At 45.6% G+C, this 24650-nt stretch carries 17 protein-coding genes; 14 read left to right on the top strand and 3 right to left on the bottom strand.

From position 1 onward, the window contains the following. Nucleotides 1-23: 23 nt before the first annotated feature. On the bottom strand, nt 24-1457 hold the full coding sequence (locus tag ACXABW_RS08615; RefSeq protein ID WP_457522187.1) for a DUF2867 domain-containing protein: 1434 nt from the start codon (nt 1455-1457) through the stop codon (nt 24-26). A 94-nt stretch (nt 1458-1551) separates the two neighbouring features. Between ACXABW_RS08615 and ACXABW_RS08610 the strand changes: the two genes are divergently transcribed. From ACXABW_RS08610 to mnhG, 12 genes are all read left to right on the top strand, one after another. Next, entirely contained in the window at nt 1552-2928 is a 1377-nt protein-coding gene (locus ACXABW_RS08610) for an MATE family efflux transporter (protein WP_457522185.1), read from the top strand. 123 nt (nt 2929-3051) lie between these two features. Next, a complete protein-coding gene (locus ACXABW_RS08605; RefSeq protein WP_265687796.1) occupies nt 3052-3723 on the top strand; it encodes an ABC transporter ATP-binding protein in 672 nt (223 codons plus the stop codon). Next, nucleotides 3704-6157, top strand: coding sequence for an ABC transporter permease (locus tag ACXABW_RS08600; RefSeq protein WP_457522183.1), 2454 nt, complete (start codon nt 3704-3706; stop codon nt 6155-6157). The genes ACXABW_RS08605 and ACXABW_RS08600 overlap by 20 nt, the downstream gene beginning before the upstream one ends. Before the next feature lie 15 nt (nt 6158-6172). Then, nucleotides 6173-7282: a lipocalin-like domain-containing protein gene (locus ACXABW_RS08595; RefSeq protein WP_457522181.1), complete on the top strand. Its 1110-nt coding sequence runs from the start codon at nt 6173-6175 to the stop codon at nt 7280-7282. 354 nt (nt 7283-7636) lie between these two features. Beyond that, nucleotides 7637-8800 (top strand): Na+/H+ antiporter NhaA, encoded by a 1164-nt coding sequence (nhaA, locus tag ACXABW_RS08590; protein ID WP_457522179.1) that lies wholly within the window; start codon nt 7637-7639, stop codon nt 8798-8800. A 413-nt stretch (nt 8801-9213) separates the two neighbouring features. Continuing rightward, nucleotides 9214-11502 (top strand): putative monovalent cation/H+ antiporter subunit A, encoded by a 2289-nt coding sequence (locus ACXABW_RS08585; protein WP_265687800.1) that lies wholly within the window; start codon nt 9214-9216, stop codon nt 11500-11502. Beyond that, nucleotides 11502-11936: a Na+/H+ antiporter subunit B gene (locus tag ACXABW_RS08580; protein ID WP_252027377.1), complete on the top strand. Its 435-nt coding sequence runs from the start codon at nt 11502-11504 to the stop codon at nt 11934-11936. Before ACXABW_RS08585 ends, ACXABW_RS08580 begins: the two co-directional genes overlap by 1 nt. Next, the gene (locus ACXABW_RS08575) at nt 11937-12290 is read left to right on the top strand and encodes a Na+/H+ antiporter subunit C (RefSeq protein WP_252027375.1); all 354 of its coding nucleotides are present in this window, start codon (nt 11937-11939) and stop codon (nt 12288-12290) included. Further along, nucleotides 12287-13777, top strand: coding sequence for a Na+/H+ antiporter subunit D (locus tag ACXABW_RS08570; RefSeq protein ID WP_252027374.1), 1491 nt, complete (start codon nt 12287-12289; stop codon nt 13775-13777). The genes ACXABW_RS08575 and ACXABW_RS08570 overlap by 4 nt, the downstream gene beginning before the upstream one ends. A gap of 2 nt (nt 13778-13779) precedes the next feature. Then, nucleotides 13780-14253, top strand: coding sequence for a Na+/H+ antiporter subunit E (locus ACXABW_RS08565; protein ID WP_457522176.1), 474 nt, complete (start codon nt 13780-13782; stop codon nt 14251-14253). A gap of 2 nt (nt 14254-14255) precedes the next feature. After that, nucleotides 14256-14531, top strand: coding sequence for a monovalent cation/H+ antiporter complex subunit F (locus ACXABW_RS08560; protein ID WP_252027372.1), 276 nt, complete (start codon nt 14256-14258; stop codon nt 14529-14531). Beyond that, nucleotides 14524-14898, top strand: coding sequence for a monovalent cation/H(+) antiporter subunit G (gene mnhG / locus ACXABW_RS08555; RefSeq protein WP_252027371.1), 375 nt, complete (start codon nt 14524-14526; stop codon nt 14896-14898). The genes ACXABW_RS08560 and mnhG overlap by 8 nt, the downstream gene beginning before the upstream one ends. A gap of 36 nt (nt 14899-14934) precedes the next feature. Here the strand turns inward: mnhG and ACXABW_RS08550 are convergent, their stop codons facing one another. Beyond that, nucleotides 14935-15576, bottom strand: a complete 642-nt coding sequence (locus tag ACXABW_RS08550; protein ID WP_457522175.1) for an OmpA family protein — start codon at nt 15574-15576, stop codon at nt 14935-14937. Continuing rightward, a complete protein-coding gene (locus ACXABW_RS08545) occupies nt 15552-16865 on the bottom strand; it encodes a TolC family outer membrane protein (protein WP_457522174.1) in 1314 nt (437 codons plus the stop codon). The genes ACXABW_RS08550 and ACXABW_RS08545 overlap by 25 nt, the downstream gene beginning before the upstream one ends. A 295-nt stretch (nt 16866-17160) precedes the next feature. On the opposite strand from ACXABW_RS08545, the gene ACXABW_RS08540 reads away from it, so the two are divergent. Both ACXABW_RS08540 and ACXABW_RS08535 read left to right on the top strand, forming a co-directional pair. Beyond that, nucleotides 17161-21231 (top strand): cadherin domain-containing protein, encoded by a 4071-nt coding sequence (locus ACXABW_RS08540; protein WP_457522173.1) that lies wholly within the window; start codon nt 17161-17163, stop codon nt 21229-21231. 518 nt (nt 21232-21749) lie between these two features. Beyond that, nucleotides 21750-24647 carry a diaminobutyrate--2-oxoglutarate transaminase family protein gene (locus tag ACXABW_RS08535; RefSeq protein ID WP_457522171.1) on the top strand — a complete coding sequence of 966 codons (2898 nt, stop codon included), beginning with the start codon at nt 21750-21752 and terminating at the stop codon, nt 24645-24647. The last annotated feature ends 3 nt before the right edge of the window (nt 24648-24650 follow it).

Here is a 24650-nt window from a genome sequence, read left to right as displayed (position 1 = left end):
CCTTTTCTTTTTCTATGAGGGGGTTAGTTCTCTTTGCTGGCTTTCTTGACAATAGCTCTCACCATACCGAAGAAGATAAACAGGTGAGCTGGCATCATTGCAAACCAATACAATAGCCCAAGAAAGCCTTTTGGATGCCACCAGGCGGTGACATTGAGCTCTCGCTCGTCACCTAAGTCTCGAATTGTGACTTCGAGGCGACCTAGCCCCGGACCTTTCATTCCAAATAGTAACGAAAGAAACTGATTAGGTTCGCAGCGAATCACCTTCCAAGAATCGATGAAGTCACCGACCTGGAGTTCTGGGCCAGGAGGAGAGCGGCGAATCGGACGCTTGCCGCCAAAGAAGATGTCTAACCATTCCCGAGTGCGCCAGAGTATATTCGCAAAAAAATAACCCTCTTCACGGCTTCCAAGTTTTCTAGCCACTTTCCACAGCGCTGATGCAGGCAATGACGTTTTAATACTTGCTCCAGCTTGCTTCGGGTAGTAGCCAAAACCAGCCTGCCAACGTTCTAGGGCTGTTGGGTCATAACCCCAAACATTACTGCGTATGAATGTACCTTCGCTTTCTAAAGACTCTTGCACCATTTGTTCAAAACTAACCAGTGGTTGAGGGAACTTGCTTTGTAAAGGAGAGGCGTTGGCGACGTAGTCGTGGGTTAATCCAGCCAGTAGTGCGCGCCCTATATTTGATGGAACGGATGTGACGACGCCTAACCAGTATGAAGCGATGTTTGGTGTCATCAATGGCGTTGACCATAACCGAAGTGGTTTGTTAGCCGCTTTAGCGATAATGGAAAACTGTTCCCTGTATGTGAGCGTGTTGGGGCCACCCGCTTCAAAAATGTTGCTGTCGGTTGGAGATTCTTTCGCAAGTTCAATTAGATAGTGGTTGAGGTTTTTGAGTGCAATAGGGTTTGCTCTGGAGTCGACCCATTTAGGAGCAATGAGTATCGGCAGGTTATAAACAAAATCACGCATGATCTCGAAAGCGGCAGAGCCGGGGCCGACGATAACACCTGCTCTGATTTCGGTAATGGGAACACCACTACTTCTAAGTACATCACCCGTTTGTTTACGGGCTTGTAAGTGCGGTGAAGAGCCATTATTAGGCTGAATAGCACTTAAGTAGATCACATGTTGAACTGGGCCGCCTGTTAAGGCATTTTTTACATTATGAGCAAGTGATATTTCGTAATCAATGAAGTCATGACCTTCAGCCATTCCGTGTACTAGGAAATAGACTAAGTCGAACTGAGGCAGCAGGGCCGAAGTTTCATTTGCGTCGGCGAGATCTAAGTACTTAAATTTTAGATTAGGGTGAGGGGTTGTTCTGGCTTTTAAGTAATCGATATGTCGCGCAGAAGCGGTGACGTTGTAACCTTGTTCGAGAAGTTGCGGGAGCAACTGAGAGCCAACGTAACCCGATGCACCTAATACCAGAACGTTTTTCATTTATTGTCCTTATGGTTATTGTGGTCGAACTGTATTCGCCAGAGTATAATCAAAGCGCACTTTGCCAATTTTTTCAACATCTTGGAGCTGTCCGTTGAACACCTTTTCTCAAGTTCTATATCACACACGAGGCGATTTTCTTCGCCGGATCATAGCGATTGCGCTTCCCATAACGCTGCAAAGCATTATGTTTTCAAGTCGTAGTCTCGTGGATGTGTTGATACTTGGACAGCTTGGCGAGGCAGAAATTGCGGCGGTTGGTGTTGCAGCCAGAGCGACGTTTGTCACCACAATTATGTTAGTTGGGGTGACCACAGGGGGCGCATTGCTCACGGCTCAGTACTGGGGCGCGGCTGATAAAGCAGGCGTACGAGAAAGTACAGCGTTGACTTGGCTTGTTTCTATGCTCTTTGCTGCCTTTACTGTCGTGTTGTTTGTATTATTTCCTAGCCAAATCATGTCGCTGACAACTGACTCGACTGAAGTGAATCAGTTGGGTAGCCAGTATTTGGTCATCACTGCTGTCAGTATGTTTGCGGTGGCGTGTGTTGCCAGTATGTCAGTTGGTTTACGTTCAATGCACAAGCCAGGTGTGAGTACATTCTTCAGTGGCATTGGTATTGTTTCCAATATCTTTCTTAACTGGATTTTGATCTTTGGTAAGTTTGGCCTCCCTGCGATGGGAATTAAAGGTGCGGCAATTGCAACCGTTCTGAGTGGAGCGATTGAAGTTGGGACGCTCTACGGCTACCTATATTTTAAAAAGCATTTGTTGGCATTTGGCTTTCAAGACATCAGAAACATTATTGATTGGCATAAAATCAGTCGATTTTTGAAATTGTCTTTACCTACGACATTTAATTTTCTTGCATGGGCGGGAGGCTTGTTTGCTTATCACGCGATTATGGGGCAGTCCGGTGTACAAGGGTTAGCGGCACTTTCTGTAATGACACCAGTTGAGTCTATATCTCTTGCCTTGCTTATTGGTGTTTCCAATGCCGCAGCAGTGCTGGTGGGCAATCAACTTGGGTCAAAGAATTATGACGCCGTTTATTATCAAGCTATTGGGTTAACTATTCTCAACGTGTTGGTTGGCATTGCGGTCGCAGTATTGCTGTTTTTTGTACAAGGCTTTGTATTGGATGCATTTAGTGCTCTGACCGAAGAGACTCGTCTATTAGCAGAGAAATTTATGCTTGTTCTATGTATAGGCATTATTTTGCGGTCGGTACCGATGATTGTCATTGTTGGTATTTTGAGAGCGGGCGGGGACGTGAAGTTCTGTTTGTATCAGGACCTTGTTGCCCAGTGGCTAATTAGCATTCCTCTTGCGGCATTCGCAGCTATTGGGCTCGGCTGGGAGCCTGAATGGGTCTATTTACTGTTCTTAACAGAAGAGGCCATTAAGTGGGGAGGTTCCCTATACAGAATGAAAAGCAAGAAGTGGATGAAGAATTTGATTGAAAACTAGACGTCGCGCGGCTAGGTATTGCAAATTAATGCATATCTTGTGATCTAGTATCCAAAATACTTCCTACAAACGGGGATTTAGTGTAGATTCATTCCCCAATTCAAAATGATCGTGAGTGATTTAATGTTACAGCTAACAGACCTATGTAAAGGCTATGTGGATGGTGGTGAATTTCATCCAGTTCTACAAGGTGCTGATCTAACATTAAATCAAGGTGACCAAGTTGCGCTAATGGGTGAAAGCGGCTCAGGTAAGAGCACATTGCTTAACTTAATAGCTGGCTTAGACACGGTCGACTCTGGAGAAGTTTGGTTCCCCAATTTCTCAATGCACAACGTTCCTGAACACAGTCGAACTGCTTATCGCCGAAATAATATTGGTCTTATCTTTCAGCAATTTAACTTATTACCGACCTTGAATGTTGCTGACAACATCCGCTTTTGTCGCCAGTTAAGAGGATTACCTGAAGATCAAGGGCTGTGGCGTCAGATCTTGTCAGCGTTGGACCTAATGCCTTTATTGGGCCGATACCCAGAAGAGGTGTCGGGTGGTCAGCAGCAGCGAGCCGCTATCGCACGCGCGTTATATATGGAACCTAAGATACTGCTTGCAGATGAGCCGACAGGTAGTTTGGACGAGCGTAATGCTGAGGCAGTAATGCGTCTGCTCACTACTCTAACGAAGCAACTAGAATGTACGCTACTGCTGGTCACACACAGTGAAAAAGTTGCGGAACACATGCACGGTAGAGTGCGTCTCCAAGGGGGGCAATTGCATGTTATGGCCCGTAGTTAAAGCGCTACTTGGTCATTACCGCCGTTATCCGCTACAAATTATTCTAGTCTGGCTTGGCTTAACGCTAGGCGTCTCCCTATTAGTGGGTGTTACTGCTATTAACAACCACGCTCGCCAAAGTTATGAACATGGCGAAAAACTTTTCTCCAACCCACTTCCTTACCGTATCCGAACCAAACATGTGACACACAAAATTCCGCAAGGATTTTACGTCCAGCTGCGCCGCGACGGGTTTAGTCAATGTGTCCCTTTTGAGTTGACCAATTTAAGTACGCTTGATGGTGAGAATCTAATGCTGGTAGGGGTTGATCCTATCGCAATGCTTCAGTTCCACCCCAACATCACGCTCAAGCAGTTGGAAAGTATGGCGTTAATGCGTCCACCGTATCCAATTATGGTGAGTAGCGTACTAGCAGAGCACATGAACTGGGATGATGGTGATTTTGTTACGTTAAATGATAAGTCGAAGCTCGGACCGATTATCGTCGACCGAACTAACACCATCAATGGTACTCGGATGATTGCCGATATCTCGCTACTAAGAATGCTAAACCGCAGTTCCGGATTTACTGTGATCGCCTGTGGTGAGATGCCTAAAGAGAAACTTAATAGACTAAAAGATAAGCTTCCCAACGGTATGAGTTTGGTGCGTAGCTCTCGTACAGAGTTGGAGTCGTTAACCAAAGCATTTCACCTAAATTTGTCTGCGATGGGTATGCTTTCTTTTGTCGTCGGTTTGTTCATTTTCTACCAAGCTATGTCACTGTCGTTTATTCAACGTCAGCCTCTAGTAGGAACATTGAGACAAACTGGTGTTTCCGGCTGGCAGTTAGCGAAAGCGCTGAGCGTTGAATTAACAGGAATGGTATTTATTAGCTGGTTATGCGGAAACGTGTTTGGACTGTTGTTAGCTCATCAGCTACTTCCTGCTGTATCGCTCAGCTTAGGTGAACTTTATGACGCCAATGTGAGCTTAGACTTGGAGTGGAGTTGGCAATCGAGCCTATACAGCCTATATATGACCATAATCGGTGCTGTGTGTGCTTGTATTTGGCCGTTAATTCGATTGCTTCGTTCACAGCCAATCCGTTTAACCGCAAGGCTTTCTCTAGTGAGGTTCGCGGGTAACGAATTTACGATTCAAGCTTTGCTTGCTTGTGCAATGTGTGTCGCAGCGATTGCTGTTTATCAAGCTCCTCAAACTCAAACCTCTGGATTCGCGATCATCGCACTTATGCTAATGAGTGTGGCTTTGTTTACACCATTTTTGATCTGGAAAGTGTTCACGAGCTTCACTTACTCCATGCGTTGGGTAAAAGTGCGTTGGTTCTTTGCTGATGCTGCTGCGAGCATGAGTTACCGAGGGGTTGCGACCATGGCGTTTATGCTGGCCATGGCAGCCAATATTGGTGTGGAAACTATGGTGGGTAGCTTCAGAGATACGACCGATAAGTGGTTAACTCAACGTCTAGCATCGGATCTTTATATCTACCCGTCAAACACGGCTGCTCCTCGCTTGAGTGGTTGGTTGCAAAAACAGCCAGAAGTGGAATCAGTATGGTGGCGCTGGGAAAAAGAAGAAGCAACCACAAATGGCGCGTTGCAAGTGGTGAGTACTGGCGCTTCCGAGGGCGAGCTAGATGCGCTGACGGTGAAACTAGGGGTTCCTAATTACTGGTATCACCTGCACCATTCACGTGGCGTGATGGTCAGCGAATCCATGTCGCTCAAGCTGGGGATTCGGCCTGGTGACTACATCAACCTTTCCGGTAGGCTAGGGCAGGGCTGGCAAGTTGTTGGCGTATATTACGACTACGGCAACCCTTATAACCAAGTTCTTCTTTCGCATCGAAATTGGCTGTACGCGTTTGCAGGAAGCGGTGATGTTGCTCTTGGCGTGCAGCTTAAAGACAACGTCAACCCCGCAGGTTTGAAGCAGCGTTTGGATTCGGTGTTCAGATTGTCTTCGGAGCGAGTATTCGACAACAGCCATATTCATAGCCAAGCGATGAGAGTGTTCGACAGAACGTTTGCGATAGCCGATACCTTGGGTAATATCACGCTAGTGATCGCTGTGTTTGGTATCTTCTTTGCGACCCTGGCGGGTGAGGTTTCCCGGCAACGGCATATTTCGCTATTGCGCTGCTTTGGGATGTCGGGTAAAGAATTGATTCTGATGGGGAGTCTGCAACTGTTTGTCTTTTGTGCCATTGCCATCATTATTGCGATGCCATTGGGGCTTGCTCTGGCGAGCTTAGTGGTTGATATCGTGATTAAGCAATCATTTGGCTGGACTCTTGAGCTCCAATTTATCCCAGCTGAGTATATGCAAACCATATTCTGGGCGATGTCCTCGCTGATGGTCGCAGGTGCGTTACCTGTCTACCGTATGGTGCGAAACACGCCAATGAAATCTTTGAGAGATGCGCTGTAAATGAAGTTTAAGTCGATGTCATTTAAAAGTATCTCAGCACTTATTCTTGTAGGTGTTGTGCTATCTATTTTGTTTGGCATCTATTTTCTCTCCGAATCCTCTGATAATAAACCTGCGGTCAACGAACTGAGCTTGGTGCAAAAACCAGCGAATAAGCAGGTGTTCGAGCCTGTTTTACCTAACCACCCTGTGGTACTGCCAAACGACTTTCGTTTCCACCCAGAGTATCAGCATGAGTGGTGGCATTACTTCGCTAATGTCGAAGACAAAAAAGGCGACAAATACAGCGTGCAATGGAGTTATATTCGCATAGCGAGTGATGAGCGCGATATGGTCGGGTGGCAGAGCCCACAGCTCTATATTTCGCACATAGTGGTTTCCAATAAGCGCAAGGTTTGGAAGCAGCAAAGAATCGCTCGTGGTGGTATTGGCCAAGCGGGAATGATCGTTCGACCATTTCGACTTTGGCTTGATAACTGGTCTTGGCGTTCATTAGGCAACACGCCGTTTCCTGGTCAACTTGATGTCCAAACCGATCAATTTGCTCTTCAGTTACGCTCAAAAACATCTGGGCCATTTGCTTTGCTTGGGGACAAAGGGTACCAAAAGAAACATGATTTGCTTCCGATTGCTTCCTATAACTTAAGTGCACCATTTTTGTCGGTCAAAGGCTGGCTGCAACTTGATAAAAACCGTGCAGTGGAAGTTAAAGGCGAAGCTTGGATGAGTAAAGAGTGGGGCACGGGCTTAATTGCAGCCGGACAGGTTGGCTGGGATTGGTTTGTGTTCGACTTGAACAACGACACCACTTTAACCGTGAGTCGCTACCGTCACGATCAGCAGATGCCATATATGTTTGGCACACTGATGACTAAAAGCGGTAAGGCTATAGCACTGTCTGGCGATGAAATTTTAATGGAGCCGACGTTGTACCGCACCGTTGCAGATGGTAAACAGCTACCGATCGAGTGGGCTATTGCGGTTCCAAAGCATGGTATTGAACTGAATACCAAAGCAATCAACCGATCTTTGTGGTTACCTTTTGTGATCCCGTATTGGGAAGGACCTATTCAAACAACAGGAACACACACTGCTAATGGCTTTATGCAACTGACTGGTTATTAGGTTTCGGTGCACTTCCTACACTTCACAGCCACTTTCCTCCTGTAATCTTCATATAAATTAAAAACTTGTATTGTCGATAGATAATCTATACTGGTTATAAATGCTAGCCAGAAATGGATGTCTGAACAGACTAGTTTGAGCTCGCGAAAAGACCTGAATGTGATGATAGTGTGATGGGTCGCAAATGTTGACTTATCGATTAAGCGATTTGATACCTCATTATTTATCAATTGGTTAGATTGGTTTAACTCTTTGAATTTTGGCATGGCAGATCGTGGAGTAGTGATTTAGCCGTGTCTTTTGCCCAGTCGTTTGGTTTTTCTTTTATAAGAAGCAGTTAAAAGGTCAGTCACAATGGACAAATTGATTCGCGACTTCTTGCGAATGGAGTCAGCAAGTGGGATTTTGTTGGTAGTTGCAGCTGCCATAGCAATGTTCATCGCTAACTCCCCACTTAATGAATACTATCAAGGCTTCCTACATTCCTACTTATTAGGGATGTCTCTATCGCATTGGATTAATGACGGCCTGATGGCCATCTTCTTCTTGTTAATTGGCTTAGAAGTAAAGCGTGAACTTGTCGAAGGTGCTCTTAAATCAAAAGAAACGGCGATGTTTCCTGCGATTGCTGCCGTTGGGGGAATGGCGGTTCCAGCGTTAGTTTATGTCATGTTTAACTGGGGTAATGACGCGGCGATGGCCGGTTGGGCAATCCCAGCGGCAACTGACATTGCCTTTGCGCTTGGTATTATGGCGCTACTAGGTAACCGGGTACCTGCCAGTTTGAAAGTGTTCTTACTTGCATTGGCGATCATCGATGATTTGGGTGCCGTAGTTATCATTGCGTTCTTTTACACAGCCGATTTATCGACTTCCGCACTGACGTTTGGGTTTATTTCCACAGCAGCTTTATTTTGGCTCAATTCTAAGCAGGTAACAAAACTCTCCCCTTATCTCATTATTGGCGCTTTACTGTGGTTTGCGGTACTTAAATCTGGAGTGCATGCGACACTTGCTGGCGTGGTGATTGGTTTTGCTATCCCATTAAAAGGGAAAGGTGGTGAGCACTCCCCATTGAAACATCTAGAGCACACGCTCCATCCATACGTATCATTTGGTGTACTGCCTCTGTTCGCATTGGCCAATGCGGGCTTATCGCTTCAGAACGTGTCTATTGCTGGGCTGACGTCTATGGTACCGCTTGGAATCGCTTTAGGTCTGTTGGTGGGTAAACCAATTGGTATCATGTTGTTCTGTTGGGTGTCGCTGAAGATGAAACTAACAGAGCTCCCTGCTGGGATAAGAATGCGCCAAATATTTGCGGTATCTGTGCTGTGCGGGATCGGCTTTACTATGTCTATATTCATTTCTTCTCTCGCCTTTGAATTCGAAGCCGAGTCGCTGGATACATATGCGAGATTAGGCATTTTAATGGGGTCGACTATCTCAGCAATACTGGGTTACATCTTATTAAGAATGTCTTTGCCTAAGGAGCAAACTAAACCTTCAACTAGTTGAAATCAATAATATTATTTTAACTTGTGACTTGTTTTAATATGCGAGAATCAGCCCAGTTTCGTTGCGAAACTGGGCTGATTTTTTAGAATGTTGATTGAAATTTATAATCGATACTGTAACGATAAGAATGAATGATATTGGTGGTATTTCCTACTAATTGTGGTTTTTGTATCGGTTTTTTCGAAGTGTTGGCTCATAACAAGCGAATATTCTTGTTAATAGAATTTGAATAGACTTCTCATCTCTAAGCTTTAGTGTGATGTTACTCAAATTATGAGCGTAGTTCCGTATAGTATGTCTATGAGTTTCTTGATGTATCATTGAAAGCGGATGCCTAAATAGGGAATGTTCTTTTCGAGTGTGTTTTGCATCCACCCTAAAGTTTTTTTTAAAGTCTTTGGAGGCTACTCTTAATGCTGTTTGCCGTTCTGTCCGGTTTTATCCTGGCGGCGTTTGTTCCGTGGCTATTTAGTCGCTTTGGCGAGCAAACGAGTAAGTTGCTCGCACTCTTGCCTGCGACTCTATTTGTCTACTTCTTAACGCTATTACCCGCTGTTACAGAGCAGGGACCTCAGCTGTTTAGCTACGATTGGGTACCAAGTTTAGGGATCAGCCTTGATTTTTGGGTTGATGGATTAAGCTTGCTGTTCGCGTTGCTGATCTCTGGCATTGGCTTTTTCGTTATTGTTTACGCTGGTAGCTACCTAGCAAACAAGCCAGATCAACGTAAATTGTTGATGTATCTAATGGCATTTATGGGTGCCATGCTGGGAGTCGTACTATCAAGCAACTTAATGGCAATGTTCGTGTTCTGGGAACTGACCAGTATTACGTCATACATGCTTATCGGCTACTACCATGAAAAAGAATCTTCTCGTCGCTCTGCGCTGCAAGGTCTTATTGTCACCGTAGGTGGTGGCTTAGCCTTGTTGGCCGGCATCATTATGCTTGGCATGATCGCTGGAACATACGAAGTTAGAGAAATTCTCGCTCAAGGTTCGGATCTGCAATCGCATCCTTTGTTTGGTGCAATGATGATTGCCATTTTACTGGGAGCATTTACGAAATCTGCTCAGTTCCCATTCCATTTCTGGTTGCCAAATGCCATGGCTGCCCCAACGCCTGTGAGTTCTTACCTTCACTCCGCAACGATGGTGAAAGCGGGTGTATACCTAATGGCTCGCTTGCAACCAACAATGGCTGGTAACGAAACTTGGACTCTGCTTCTCACAGGTTTTGGTGCTGTCACCATGTTGCTTGGTGCGACGATGGCGGTTACCAGTACGGATCTTAAACGTATCCTTGCTTACTCGACGGTGATGGCGTTGGGTACGTTAACTATGCTTATCGGCATCGGTACCGAAGCGGCTTTGGTTGCGACGATTGTGTTCCTACTTGGACATGCTTTGTACAAAGGCGCTCTGTTCATGGCCGCGGGTACCATTGATCACGAAACTGGAACGAAAGACGTTCGTGAGCTTGGTGGGTTAAGAAAAGCGATGCCATACACAGCTGCATTTATGTCACTTGCTGCACTCGCTTTAGCGGGCGTGCCGCCACTGTTTGGCTTTATTGGCAAAGAAATGATGCTTGCTGGTGTGCTATCTAGCCCTTGGGCTGCACTATTAGCATTCATGGCGCTATTGACTTCTATTTTTATTGTTGCCTGTGCCTGCTTACTTGTTATTAAGCCTTTCTGGGGCAAGAAAAAAGAAACACCAAAACAAGCACATGAAGCACCTATCGGTATGCGTTTAGGGTTCACTGTATTGTCTATCGTTGGTTTAATCTTTGGATTAATTCCTAGCCTAGTGACGCCGTTAGTGACAGCTGCTGTGAATGCAATTTCTGGCACAAATATGGAAACGGTAGATGTTTCGCTTTGGCACGGCATCAATCTTCCATTGATGATAAGTGTAACGGCGTTAGTACTTGGTTACTTACTGTTTAAGAAGTGGGATTCACTAAGACCTACTGCAGCACAAGCCAAACCACTGTTGAAGTGTGGGCCAGAGCGCGGTTACGACATCTTTATGGATAACCTAGTGAAATTCGCTAAGTGGTCGACCGCTAAATTGCAAAACGGCTATATGGGCAATTATATTTTGACCATTTTCATGACCACTATTGCTCTAGTGGGCTACGCCATGTACACCAAGGTCGGCTTCCATTGGGAGATTGATTTCTCTGATGTGACGATTAAAGATATTGGTATCTCAGTCATTATTTTAGCGGTTATCTTCTACGCCTGTACTACGCCACTGCGTTTAGGTTCGGTCGCTGCAATTGGTGCGCTAGGTTTCTCTATGGCGCTGATTTACGTGTTCTTTAGTGCGCCTGATCTAGCAATTACTCAGGTTCTGATTGAAACACTTACTGTCATCATGTTGGTACTGGTTCTGTTCAAATTACCTAAGTTCCAAAAACTTTCTAGCTCGGATACGCGATGGAGAGACTGCATTGTTGCAATTATGTTTGGTGCGATGATGGCGGTTCTACTTCTTACAGCGGTCCATTTCGCAATGCCTGGTGGCATCAGCGGTTATCTGATTGAGAACAGTTACCCAATCGCAAAAGGCCGTAACATTGTTAACGTTATTCTGGTTGATTACCGTGCGCTTGATACGCTGGGTGAACTATTCGTATTGTCACTTGCTGCTATCGGTGTGACAGCAATGCTTAGAACTAAGAAGGAACAGTAATGAACAATACAAGTACTTCGCTTATTTTACAGGTCATTGCGCGTTTCCTATTGCCGATGTTGCTGTTGTACTCAGTATTCTTGCTACTCCGAGGGCACGATGAGCCTGGTGGTGGCTTTATCGCAGGCCTTGTTGCATCAAGCGCGTTTGCTTTGCATTTGTTCGCATTCGACGCTAAGCAAACTAGAAAATTAATTGGTATTGATAGCTCATATTTAATGGGTGGGGGCCTGTTGATTTCGATGATGAGTGGCTTCGTCGGTGTAATTAAATCTGGCAGCCCTTTCCTCAGTGCAGTTTGGTGGTATGTGCAAGTTCCTGGTTTGGGTGAACTAAAAATTAGTACCCCTTTGATTTTCGATATCGGTGTTTATCTTGTCGTTTTGGGCATGGTTACAACGCTGCTGTTTTCACTTGCGCAGTTGGAGGACTAAATGACAACGTTATTTGCCATAGTGATTGGCGCGTTATATGCCGCCGCGCTTTACATGATGTTGCGCCGAAGTGTCGTTAAGTTGGTGATTGGTCTCATCATTCTTTCGAACGCCGCTAACTTACTAATCTTTACCGGTGGTGGTCTTGTTCGTGGAGCTCCACCATTAATCGAAGAAGGGATGTCCGGCCCTGTAGGACAAATTGCAGACCCGCTGCCTCAGGCGCTTATCCTGACGGCGATTGTGATTAGTTTTGGTGTTTTAGCTTTTGCCGTGGTTCTAATCAAACGAGCTTATAAAGTGATTGGAGCAGACGATATGAACGAAATGAAGAGTACAGATTCACAACTATGATGCTATTAATGCCAGTACTGATCCCGATGCTTGCAGCAGCACTTTCTATGGTGTTGTGGAAGCATCAAACATTGCAACGCTGGATCAGTGTATTTTCAAATTTCGCGTTGTTAATTGCCGCTGTTACGCTGTTTAACACAGTCTACAATGATGGCATTCAAGTGATTACCTTAGGTGGCTGGGAAGCACCATTTGGTATTTCTTTAGTCGCTGACTTGCTTGCCGTTGTTATGGTGACTGTGTCGGCTGTGGTTGCGTTTTGTATTTCGATCTACGCACTTGCTACGATGACGGAAGAGCATGAGAAATTCGGCTTTTATCCATTGCTGCATTTGATGCTTGCTGGTGTAGTCGGCTCATTCCTAACCGGTGATATCTTTAACCTGTATGTTTGGTTTGAGATCATGCTTGTGGCATCGTTCGGTCTGCTTATCCTTGGCGGCGAACGCAGCCAGATGGAAGGTGCACTAAAATATGTCACACTGAACTTACTGTCTTCAGCGTTATTCTTAAGCGCTATTGGTTTGCTATATGCGTACGCGGGTACGCTGAGTATTGCAGATCTAGGTCAGAAGTTAGCAGGCTCTGATAACCCAGAAGTTGTCACTGTCATTTCGCTGTTGTTCTTGGTTGCATTTGGTATCAAAGCGGCGGCATTTCCATTGTTCTTCTGGTTACCTGCGTCATACCATACGCCACCGGTTGCGATCTCGGCGGTGTTTGCAGGCCTACTCACTAAAGTAGGTGTCTACGCATTGTACCGTGTATTCAGTGTGGTGTTTGTTGGTGACCTAGCCTTTACCCATAACACGCTTCTGATGTGGATGGGTATATTTACCATGGTAACCGGGGTACTTGGTGCTGCTGCGCAATATGAAGTGAGAAGAATTTTATCTTTCCACATTGTTAGCCAGATTGGTTACATGATCTTGGGCCTAGCGCTGTTTACTCCGTTAGCGATCCTTGGTGGTGTGTTCTACTTGTTCCACCACATCATCGTAAAAACAAACCTATTCCTTATTGGTGGTGTGATGCATCGACTGCATGGTTCTTACCAGTTAGACAGGTTAGGTGGGCTGTATAAATCTGCACCATTCTTAGCGATTTTGTTCGCGATTCCAGCAATGTCACTTGCGGGTATTCCACCATTGTCAGGCTTCTTTGCTAAATTCGTTGTCATTAAAGCGGGTATTGAAGCAAAAGAGTGGATAGGTGTGATTGCTTCTCTAGCGGTTGGCTTACTAACAATGTATTCAATGATCAAGATTTGGGCGGAAGCATTCTGGAAGAAGCTGCCAGAGGATGCAGAAACATTGCCACCAATGTCTGACTCAGAAAGATTATGTTTGTACTTACCAATCATCTTGATGGCTATCCTCACGGTGACAATTGGTATCAATGCACAGTGGTTCGTTGAATTAGCTTCAATGACTGCCGACCAGATCTTAGATCCTCAGCAGTACATTCAAGCGGTGCTAGGGGGCTAATCATGAAAGCATTTGGATGGAATATGATGTTGGCACTAGCTTGGCTGGTGCTCTCAGGAACCTACACAATTTCGAACCTGTTTGCCGGTATGATCATGAGTTACATCGTATTGGCGTATGTGTTACGTGATCGACCACTGTTCGGTACGTACTTTGGCAAGTTGCCTAAGTTGACGAACTTTATCTTGTTCTTTATTTGGGACTTGATTAAAGCGAACGCTCGAGTGGCATATGATGTCTTAACGCCGACGCACTTGATGAAGCCTGCGGTTATTGGTGTACCACTCGATCTAGAAACAGATGGCGCTATTACAGTGTTTTCAAACCTAATCACTGTAACCCCAGGTTCACTAGCGCTAGACGTGTCTACCGACAAAAAAGTGTTGTACGTACACATTATGTACTTTGAAGATGAAGAGCAGCATATCGCTGAATTTAAGCGACTTGAAGCTATGGTTATGGACTTACTGGGGTAGAGATGATGTTAGAGACTGTATACGGTATTTGTTTCTTTATGCTGATCATTTCGATGTTATTGGCTTTAGTTCGCTTGCTAAAAGGCCCATCTTTGCCAGATCGCGTGATCGCATTGGAGTTAATGGCGTCACTGACGGTAGGTTTGGTTGTTCTTTATAGTATCGCTTATGACGAACCGAAGTTCATTGATGTGGCTATCGCTTTGGCGTTAACGTCATTCCTAGCCGCGGTGGGTTTTTCACGTTACTTAGAGCAAAGAGGAGTAAAAGATGATTGATTATGTAATAGCATTCTTTGCCCTAATGGGGGCCTTCTTGATGCTGCTGGCAGGTATTGGCTTGAACCGAATGCCAGATGTATTGACTCGAATGCACGCAACGACAAAAGCAGGTGCACTTGGCGTTGGTTTGTTGGTTATCGTGTTTGCGATTGTGTTCTGGGAAGACACTTCGATTGTTGTCCGTGCTATTGCTGTGATTTTCTTTGTTATGTTCACAGCACCAATTGCGGCGCATGTGGTTGCAAGAACCAGTTACTTCGTTGGGGTTCCTGTTTGGGAAGGAACAGTGAAGGATGCAATTAAAGAACAGTACGATATGGATACGCACCAACTATCGAGTAAATGCGACCAAAAACGTAACTAAGTTAGAATTGAAAACGCTCCCGATGGGAGCGTTTTTTTATTTTTCTAGGGTGGTGAATATGTTCCATTCTTCAACCACTTCTTCTTTTAGCCCAACAACCGTTGCGGTAACTTTTCGGTTTGCTGCATGGGAGGCTGGGTCGTCACCATCAGTTTCGAGTCTGGTTTCGCCGTACCCCACCACTCTTACACGTTTAGGGTCAATTTCGTAAGAAAGTAGCTTCTCTTCTACAGTGTGTGCCCGTTTCTTAGAAAGTTCTAAGTTGTACTCTGGTGCGCCTACCTTACTTGCGTAGCCTTGAATTTCTATTGAGGCGGATTTATAGACTTTTAAGAAATCAGCCATAGTCTGTATCTGGCTACCAAATACAGGGTTGATTTCGTAAGAATCATTGGCAAATAGGATTCGCAGCTGACGAGTGTCCTCTGAGCGTATGGTTTCGCCACAGCCGTCATTATCTACAGTTGAACCTCTTGGAGTCCCTGGGCAAATATCGCGAGCATTAACGACGCCGTCTCTATCGTCATCTAACAGGTCAGAAATTTGGTTCGCTTGCGGTGTATCGATATAGGGGTAATCGTCATTAGCGCAACCACTAATGACAAAGCCGGCTACGAGTATAGTGAGCGTCGATATAGTTACAGTTTTCATTATCAGTACTCCACTCGTTGTGTCCATTCTTCTGGGATATCAACAAGCAACGCGTCCAATAGTGAACCTGTTGCGTTCATAACCCGATACTTGGCATATTGCTCAGAGTAGTGAGCATCCAAGTAATCTTTTCTTGCTTCGAACAACTCGTTTTCGGTGTTAAGTAAATCGAGTAAGGTTCGTTGACCAATTCGATATTGTTTTTCATAGGCAATAACGGTTTCAGAAGCTGAGTCTACATGGTCGGCAAGAAAGTTTTTCTGTTGCAGAGTAAGGTCGAGAGCAGACCAAGATAAACGAAGGCCTTCTTCTACCTGACGGTAGGCGTTATCTCTTAGGTCTTTCGCTTTGTTCAATTGGTAAGCGGAACGTTCAGTCAAATCTCTGTCACTGCCGCCATTATAGAGGTTGTAGCGTAAGCGAAGCATCGCTAGTGTTTCTTCACTGTTGCCTTCATCGCCCGCTGCATCATCTCGCCACGATTGGCTCGCTTCAAACGATATGGTTGGGTAGTTGTTCCCTTTAGACTGCTCATATTGGAAGCGCGCGGAGTCAATATCGGCATTAGCAATTTTGATGACAGGGTGAGCGTCATAGGCTTCAACAAGCGCATCGGTAAGGGATAGGGGAAGCTTAGAAACGTCAGCTCTAGGGTAAATGAGTCCTAACGGTTGTTGGCCGACTAATCTATGAAACTGGGTATGGGTATCAACCAAATTGTTCTGGGCGGCCAGCAGGTTACCGTGCGCCTTTGCTATCCTTGCTTCGACTTGCGATAAATCCGCCGTCGAGCCAATTCCTGATTCAGCGCGTCGTTTAATGTCCTTATAGATTTTTTTGTGTACAGATAGGTTACTTTCAGACAGTGCCAGTATTTCAGTGGCTTTTACCGCGTCTAAGTAAACTTGGGTGACTTGCAACGCAATATCTTGAGCATCAGCAAGTACTTGTAGCCTGACAGATTCGGCTTCCGCCGCTGTTCTGTCCATATCTCTTAATGTGGAAGAACCGTCCCAGATCAGTTGAGTAAGGCTAATTGTTGCTTCTTTTCTTGTTAAGTCGGTATCGGGTTGATTAAGAGATTCAGCTGGGCTAATTCCTTCGTAGCCAATGCCGGCATCAAGATCAATACTTGGTAAATACGCCCCAGAGGAGGCGTCACTCTCTTTTACCTTACTTAAATATTCATTGAATATGCTTTTTATCTCGGGGTTGGTTGCCAAGGTTATCGCCACTGCTTGTTCCAATGTTTGGCTAGAGGCGCCAAAACTTGCGGCTATCAAACAACTCAGCAAAACAGGTTTGTTCCATTTCACTATAGGTCTCCTCCTAAGCTGCACGCTCAGAGCACTGAACAGGCTCGATACCTAATGGGTATTTTGGTTTTGATTGTGATCTCAGGAAGTCTAGTTTAGTAACTGAGAATTTGAGAACTTAATTCAAAAAATAAATCCTTTTATTTATTGACAACTTGCGTGAAAAGTAAATTTTTATCCCGCTATTGAGTTGATTGTCAGTAGTTGCCAACTAAATTTAATAGAGGAAAAAACACAGCATATGACGGATGCTGGGCTGGGGCTGTCCGTTTTTTGTTGTTCAAGGGGCAGGCTTATGAGTGCAAATAACGTTTTACAGCTGATAATGGCAAATACGACCGTGGTGATCGACGCCAATGGGCAATTGAGGGAACTTGGTCCGGGGGAGCAAGCTCAGCCCGGGGAAGTAGTGGTGACGATCGACAATGAAAATCCTTCCAATGTTGATATACAAGCAAATTTAATCAATGAAGACGCCTCAAATCAAAGTCTAGACCTAGAAAATGAAATTGCGCAAATTATTGGTCAAATTGAACAAGGGGAAGACCCAACGCAAAATGATGATTTTGCTACTGCAGCAGGTGGTCAGAATGGATCAAGCCCTACTGGAACGGGGGACATTGAACGTACTGGTGCCGAGGTCATTGCCTCAACTCAGTTTGATACCTCCGGTTTAGAAGGTCAGGGGTTGTCCGAAACACAAAGCTTGGAGCTTGCGGAATTGATCGCTGAAGCCTTAATCGCAGAAGCTCTAGTTACTGATAGTGATAGTGTCGCAGAAGATGAGACTGACGAGCCATTGGTCATTACCGGGACACTAGAAAGCTCAGAAGCACCAGCGTTTGTTGAGCAAACAAATACAGAAGGAAGCTTTGGCTCGTTCTCCATTGATGAGGACGGAAACTGGACGTACGAAGCGGATAGTGCGTTTAATGAACTTAACGTTGGCGACGCTTTGGTCGATGAGTTTGATGTCGAAACCTTGGATGGTGGAGCCGAGAGTGTCACTGTCACAATCAACGGTACTAACGATTTACCGCAGTTTGAACCAAATGATGGAGATCAGTACTCCTTTAGCTATAACGAAGGAATAAGCGATACGGACGTGATTGGTCAAGTCAATGCAACGGACCCAGACAATCAGGTTCTGGCGTATAGCATTACTGGTAATGTTTTTGACGAAAGCAATAATGCTCTATATCGCATCGACTCTGTCACTGGAGAGATCACCTTAACTCTTGAAGGCGCAGAAGCTTATACCAACGATTTTGAAACCTTAGCGAACCAGCATACTGTCGTTGTAACAGTGACCGAAGTGGATGGTAACGGAACTCCACAGTCTGTAGATATAGATGTAGTGTTGAATGAGCAGGACGTGAATGAACCACCGGTTTTCGAACCACCAATTGAAGGTGATGAGTATACTTTTGGCTACGATGAAAACTCTGCACAAGGGGAGACTCTTGGTCAGGTGAGTGCAAGTGACCCTGAAGAAGCTGAGGTGAGCTACAGGATCGACAGCAACGTTCAAATCGAGGGCGTCGACTTATTCCAAATAGATGATAATGGGAATATTAGCCTTACTGCTGCCGGAGCAGAAGCTTTTACTAACGATTATGAAGCGCTAACCAATAGTCATAACATCACCGTTATTGCATCAGATGGTGTGAATGAAACTGAAATTGCGGTCACGCTTAACGAACAAGATGTCAATGAACCGCCAGAGTTCGAGCCACCAGAAGAAGGCGACGACTACAGCTTCAGCTACTACGAAAACTCAAAAGACAGCACCATTATTGGTCAGGTGTCGGCCACCGACCCAGATGCGGGTGACAGTGTCAGTTACAGCATTCGCTATGGTGAAGAAGACGCGTTGGATGGTCTGTTTGAAATCGACAGCAACGGTAACATCAGCCTCACCCCCGCTGGTGTCGAGGCGTTCACTAATGATTTTGAAGACAAATTCAACTTAAATGCGCACTCCGTTACGGTGGTTGCCACTGACTCGGAAGGGGCGAAATCTACCATAGAAGTCTCATTGAATGAGCTTGATGTTAATGAACCACCAGAGTTCGAGCCACCAGAAGAAGGCGACGACTACAGCTTCAGTTACTACGAAAACTCAAAAGACGGCACCATTATTGGTCAGGTGTCGGCTACCGACCCAGATGCAGGTGACAGTGTTAGCTATAGCATTCGCTATGGTGAAGAAGACGCGCTGGATGGTCTATTTGAAATCGACAGCAACGGTAATATCAGCCTCACACCTGCCGGTGTCGAGGCGTTTACTAATGATTTTGAAGACGAACTGAACTTAAATGCGCACTCCATTACGGTGGTTGCCACTGACACGGAAGGGGCGGAATCTACCATAGAAGTCTCATTGAATGAGCTTGATGTTAATGAACCGCCAGAGTTCGAGCCACCAGAAGAGGGCGACGACTACAGCTTCAGCTACTACGAAAACTCTCTCGATTCGACCAATATCGGCCAAGTCACCGCGAATGATCCTGATGCTGGGGACAGTGTTAGTTACAGTATCCGTTATGAGGAAAATGACCCGCTTGATGGGCTGTTCGAGATAGACAGTGAAGGTAATATCTCCCTTACAGCAGTAGGTGTTCAAGCCTTTACCAATGACTATGAAGATGAACTTGGTCTCAATGCACACACGATCACTGTCGTTGCGACCGATTCGGAAGGTGCGGAGTCAACCATCGAAGTTTCATTGAATGAGCTAGACGAAGAAGAACGCCCGTGTACTGATGACGTGTTGATGGGGGATATTGGTGGCACGGTGACAACTGTTATTCCAGCGGTTAATTACAACATTGCGATCCTAGCAGACGTCTCTGGCAGTATGGGTAATGACTTTGAAAACAACAAAAGTCGAATTGATGTCATGAAGTCGTCTCTGAAAAACTTTGTCGAGCAGGTTGATACGCACTCCGGCACTATAAACATTTCACTTATTAGTTTTGCATCCAGGGCATCTTTAGTCATTGCATTGGAAGACATACAAGATAATAACTGGAGTGCTCTTGAAACGGCCATTGAAGAACTTGATGATGGCGGTGCGACCAACTATGAAGCGGCGTTTTTAAAGGCTGGTGAATGGTTTGATGACATGGATAATGACTTTGAGAACGTCACTCTATTCTTGTCTGATGGTAAGCCAACCACCCACAATGGAGACGAATCTAGGACTGGTGGGAGCACAGACCCGCTCGATGTATCAAGAGCGCTAGAGGCCTATGAAGATGTCGCCGAAATCAGCACGGTGCGCGCAATTGGTATAGCGACTAATGAGAGCAATACGGAGTTGCTGCGTAAGTTTGATAACTCTGATGTTGTCGGAACGGATTCAGATGGCGATCCTATTGGTCAGGTCGATGTTGTAACTCGCGGCGACCAGCTTGACGCAGCACTTATCGGAGAAACTTCAAATACAGTTTTACGTGATTTAGATGATGACCACTTAAACGGCGCGTGTGGCCATGACACGATCTTTGGTGACGCGATAAACGTGAGCAACTTGCCTTGGGGAGTGGATGGTAACCCGGTTATGCCAGAAGGGTTTGTCGGCAATGAAGGATTAGATGGCCTGAAAGAGTTTTTGAGGCTAAAGAATGAATCGGAACCAAGTCAGGCGCAGATAGACGCCTTTATCGCTGAAAATCATATGTTGTATGACTTGTACGATGAAACAAGAGGGGGAAATGACACTCTGTATGGCGGTAGTGGTGATGATACCCTGTACGGACAAGGCGGCGACGACGTTATTTTTGGTGATTCGCTCAGTACAGCTCATTTACCGTGGGGAATTGATGGGAATCCAGCTAAACCCGACGACTTCGATGATCAAAGCGGATTCGATGGACTTGCTAGGTTCTTAGAACTTAAAAATGGGAGCGAGCCAAGCGAAGCTGAAGTCTATGAGTTTATCTGGGATAACTTAGAAGAGTATCAACTCGCTAATTTACCTAATGGTGGGGACGACACATTAGTTGGTGGTACCGGGGATGACACACTTGTTGGTGGCAGTGGTGCGGATGTATTCCAGTGGTTAGATAGCACCTTGGATGACGGTACGGATGTGATTAAAGACTTCGAGTTAGCCATCGACATGATCGATCTCGACGATGTATTGGATGACACCGAGAGTGAGAATGTGACTGAGTTAATCGAAAATATAGACGTTGAAATCGTTGATGATGACTTAGCGCTTACTATAGAACATGAAGAAGGCGAGCAGACAATCGTCGTAGAGGGCGGGGCAACGATATTGGGTGATTTTATCGCCCCAGGCAACGACTTCGATTCTATCGAGCTATTGAGTCAGATAATCAAAAACGATGCTGCATAAAGGTAAGTTTTGATTGAAAAGGCTGGGCGTCTAGCCCAGCTTTTTTATTCTGACAATTTACAATGTTGTTATTAAAAATTGTTGCCAGTTGATTTCATTTTATGATAATTTTCGCCGCAATCTCGGACGTTGGAATTACCAATGGTTTTCTGGGGGATACGCGCAGTGACCATTCGAGCTGATTGTGACATTGCGTAGGGTAGGTATCGGCAAGTCCTTTTGTCGATAGACGGGATACTAAGTGCTGTTTTATAACAGTACGTATATGGGAAACCCAACATTGAACTCACACAACTTACACACATTAATCAGCTTCGTACTTCCTCAGTGCCCTGTTCTTCAAAGCAGCAGTATTACTGAGCCCTGAACTCTCTGATCTCGTTATTCGTCATCCTAGTGATGACTGCTATTCCGTGGCTACTCTTTAGCTATTCGGAAGGCATTGCTATATCTCGCCCATAAAAAATACTCGAATATTTGCGGCGGGCTTTGGTTATTACGTCTCAAGAGATTTTACAATGAGTACAGCCTTTGAAGTCGATACAAACGCTATCGCAACCCCTTTTTCTAGTCAGGTTCCATTACTCGAGGGCCTTTATGATTTAACGCCCGATCAAGTATTGCTTGATCAGGCTGAGCATGAATCTGAAGTGCGCTCTTATCCGCGCCGATTGCCTATCGCGATTAAGCAAGCACACGGTGTGTTGGTAGAAGATACTCGTGGTCAATTATTCTTAGATTGCTTAGCCGGTGCAGGAACTCTCGTTCTTGGCTACAACCACCCTGAAATCAACCAAGCGCTTAAAGATCAGCTTGATTCGGGACTGCCTTACCAAACACTGGACATTACTACATCTGCGAAAGCGAACTTCATTAAACAAGTGAAAGCCTTTCTGCCAGAAGAGTTTGCTAAAGAGTCCGCTATTCAATTCTGTGGTCCATCGGGCGCAGATGCCGTTGAAGCCGCCATCAAACTCGCGAAACAGACGACCGGCCGTAACACTATGTTTGCGTTCCGTGGCGCATACCACGGTATGACGAACGGTACTATGGGCATGATGGGTAACCTTGGTACTAAAGAGCGTCGCACTGGCTTGATGTCAGACGTTCACTTTATGTCGTTCCCTTATAGTCTGCGTTGCCCATTTGGCCTTGGTGGTGAAGAGGGTGCGAAGGCAAACATCCGCTACATCGAGCGATTACTGAATGATGATGAAGCAGGGATCATGAAACCTGCAGCGATCATCTTGGAGCCAGTACAAGGTGAAGGCGGGGTCATTCCTGCTCCTGCGCAATGGTTGCGTGATATCCGTCGTATTTGTGATGAGCATGAAATCCTACTCATTTTGGATGAGATTCAATGTGGCGTTGGCAAAACTGGTTATCGTTTTGCGTTCGAAGAAGCCGGGATCACACCCGATATTCTTTGTTTGTCCAAAGCCATTGGTGGCGGAATGCCAATGTCGATTCTTGTATTCAACAAAAAAGTCGATACTTGGCGCCCTGGTGAGCACACTGGGACTTTCCGTGGTAACCAACTGGCGATGGTATCAGGTGCTAAGGCGCTTGAAATCATTGAGCGCGACAACTTGGTCGAACACGCTAATATCGCTGGTCAATACCTACGACTCGGCCTAGAAAACATCCAGAAACGCGTTAACTGTGTGGCAGAGGTTCGCGGTAAAGGTTTGATGCTAGGCGTTGAAATTAAAAAGCCGAGTGGTGAACTGAATAAATTTGGTGAACCTGCATCTGATGGTGAACTAACCTTAAGAATTCAGCGAGCTGCTCTAGAGCGTGGACTAATGGTTGAAAAGGGCGGCCGAGATGGTTCTGTCATTCGATTCCTGCCACCGATTATCATCTCTTTTGAACAAATCGACTTTGCGCTTCGCACTCTAGAAGAAGCAATGTTAGTTAGCGGAGCAGGACTGATTGAGCACAGCGAAGATGTGGCTGGTCACGAAAGTTGGAAAAAGCACTTCATTCATACCGGCGTAGCGGGTGCGGATGAGTTTGCATCTGTCATGAACCACACCACTCGTGTTATGCAGGATATGTTCGAGCAAGTCGACCAACCGTATTCGGGGTTGGATCCAAAGGTGTTAGAACAGCAGATCAATGATGTGAACCTTGATGCTTCTGATAAAAGTTTAAAAGAAGTGATTGAGAGCACGACTGATCTCGTCGCTAAAAACTCTATTTTTACTCAACACCCTAACTGTATTGCGCATTTGCACACTCCTCCACTTATGCCGTCGGTTGCGGCTGAAGCAATGATTGGAGCGCTAAACCAATCTATGGACTCATGGGATCAAGCTTCATCAGCGACGTATGTAGAGCAAAAAGTGGTGAACTGGTTATGCGATAAATACCAATTGGGTGGTCAGGCCGATGGCATCATGACCAGCGGTGGCACTCAAAGTAACCAGATGGGGCTGTTGTTAGCGCGTGATTGGATTGCCAATAAGTTAAGTGGCCACTCAATTCAGAAACTGGGCTTGCCAAGCTATGCCGATAAACTTCGTATCGTGTGCTCAGAAAATGCGCACTTTACTGTGCAGAAATCAGCGTCTTGGATGGGGTTAGGTGAGAAAGCGGTTCTTTCTGTACCCGCTAATACCGACGGTACGATGAAATCAGACCAAATTGAGCAAGTGTTAAATGACGCTAAAGCGCAAGGCTTGATTCCTTTTGCCATTGTTGGAACGGCAGGTACTACTGACCACGGAGCGATTGATGACTTAGAAGCTATTGCTCATATCGCCAAGCAACACGAAATGTGGATGCATGTTGATGCCGCTTACGGTGGTGCGCTAATTCTAAGTGGCTCGAAGTGTCGTCTACAGGGTATCGAGCAAGCAAGCTCAATCAGTGTTGATTTCCATAAGCTGTTCTTCCAAACCATCAGTTGTGGTGCTCTGCTTGTGAATGATAAAGCGAACTTTAAGTTCTTGCTTCATCACGCTGATTACCTCAATAGAGAGCATGACGAGTTGCCAAATTTGGTAGACAAATCCATCGCAACAACCAAACGTTTCGATGCGCTAAAAGTCTTCATGACGATGCAAAGCGTTGGGCCAAATCAGCTAGGCGAGATGTACGATCATCTGCTTGAGCAAACATTGCAAGTCGCCGACATGGTAGACGCGCAGCCCCATTTGGAACTGTTAGCTAGGCCGTCATTGTCGACAGTGCTATTCCGTACTACCCATGGCGACAGCTCAGATTGGGATACGCTGAACCAGCAAGTTCGTATCGAAGCACTAGTACGTGGGATTGCGGTGCTAGGCGAAACGGTTATCGATGGCAAGTCAGCACTTAAGTTTACTATTTTGAACCCATGTCTGACGTTGTCAGATTTTGAGAAACTTCTACAAAACATTAATCAGCTAGCCCTAGAGTTGGCGAAGTAAGGA

The sequence above is a fragment of the Vibrio paucivorans genome (assembly GCF_054053395.1).
This window is presented reverse-complemented; position numbering and strand designations above follow the sequence as displayed.

Coding starts and splice junctions, on each gene's coding strand:
- ACXABW_RS08615 (WP_457522187.1), bottom strand. CDS start 1,457: ATGAAAAACGTTCTGGTATTAGGTGCATCGGGTTACGTTGGCTCTCAG.
- ACXABW_RS08605 (WP_265687796.1), top strand. CDS start 3,052: ATGTTACAGCTAACAGACCTATGTAAAGGCTATGTGGATGGTGGTGAA.
- ACXABW_RS08600 (WP_457522183.1), top strand. CDS start 3,704: ATGTTATGGCCCGTAGTTAAAGCGCTACTTGGTCATTACCGCCGTTAT.
- ACXABW_RS08595 (WP_457522181.1), top strand. CDS start 6,173: ATGTCATTTAAAAGTATCTCAGCACTTATTCTTGTAGGTGTTGTGCTA.
- nhaA (WP_457522179.1), top strand. CDS start 7,637: ATGGACAAATTGATTCGCGACTTCTTGCGAATGGAGTCAGCAAGTGGG.
- ACXABW_RS08585 (WP_265687800.1), top strand. CDS start 9,214: ATGCTGTTTGCCGTTCTGTCCGGTTTTATCCTGGCGGCGTTTGTTCCG.
- ACXABW_RS08580 (WP_252027377.1), top strand. CDS start 11,502: ATGAACAATACAAGTACTTCGCTTATTTTACAGGTCATTGCGCGTTTC.
- ACXABW_RS08575 (WP_252027375.1), top strand. CDS start 11,937: ATGACAACGTTATTTGCCATAGTGATTGGCGCGTTATATGCCGCCGCG.
- ACXABW_RS08570 (WP_252027374.1), top strand. CDS start 12,287: ATGATGCTATTAATGCCAGTACTGATCCCGATGCTTGCAGCAGCACTT.
- ACXABW_RS08565 (WP_457522176.1), top strand. CDS start 13,780: ATGAAAGCATTTGGATGGAATATGATGTTGGCACTAGCTTGGCTGGTG.
- ACXABW_RS08560 (WP_252027372.1), top strand. CDS start 14,256: ATGATGTTAGAGACTGTATACGGTATTTGTTTCTTTATGCTGATCATT.
- mnhG (WP_252027371.1), top strand. CDS start 14,524: ATGATTGATTATGTAATAGCATTCTTTGCCCTAATGGGGGCCTTCTTG.
- ACXABW_RS08550 (WP_457522175.1), bottom strand. CDS start 15,576: ATGGACACAACGAGTGGAGTACTGATAATGAAAACTGTAACTATATCG.
- ACXABW_RS08540 (WP_457522173.1), top strand. CDS start 17,161: ATGAGTGCAAATAACGTTTTACAGCTGATAATGGCAAATACGACCGTG.
- ACXABW_RS08535 (WP_457522171.1), top strand. CDS start 21,750: ATGAGTACAGCCTTTGAAGTCGATACAAACGCTATCGCAACCCCTTTT.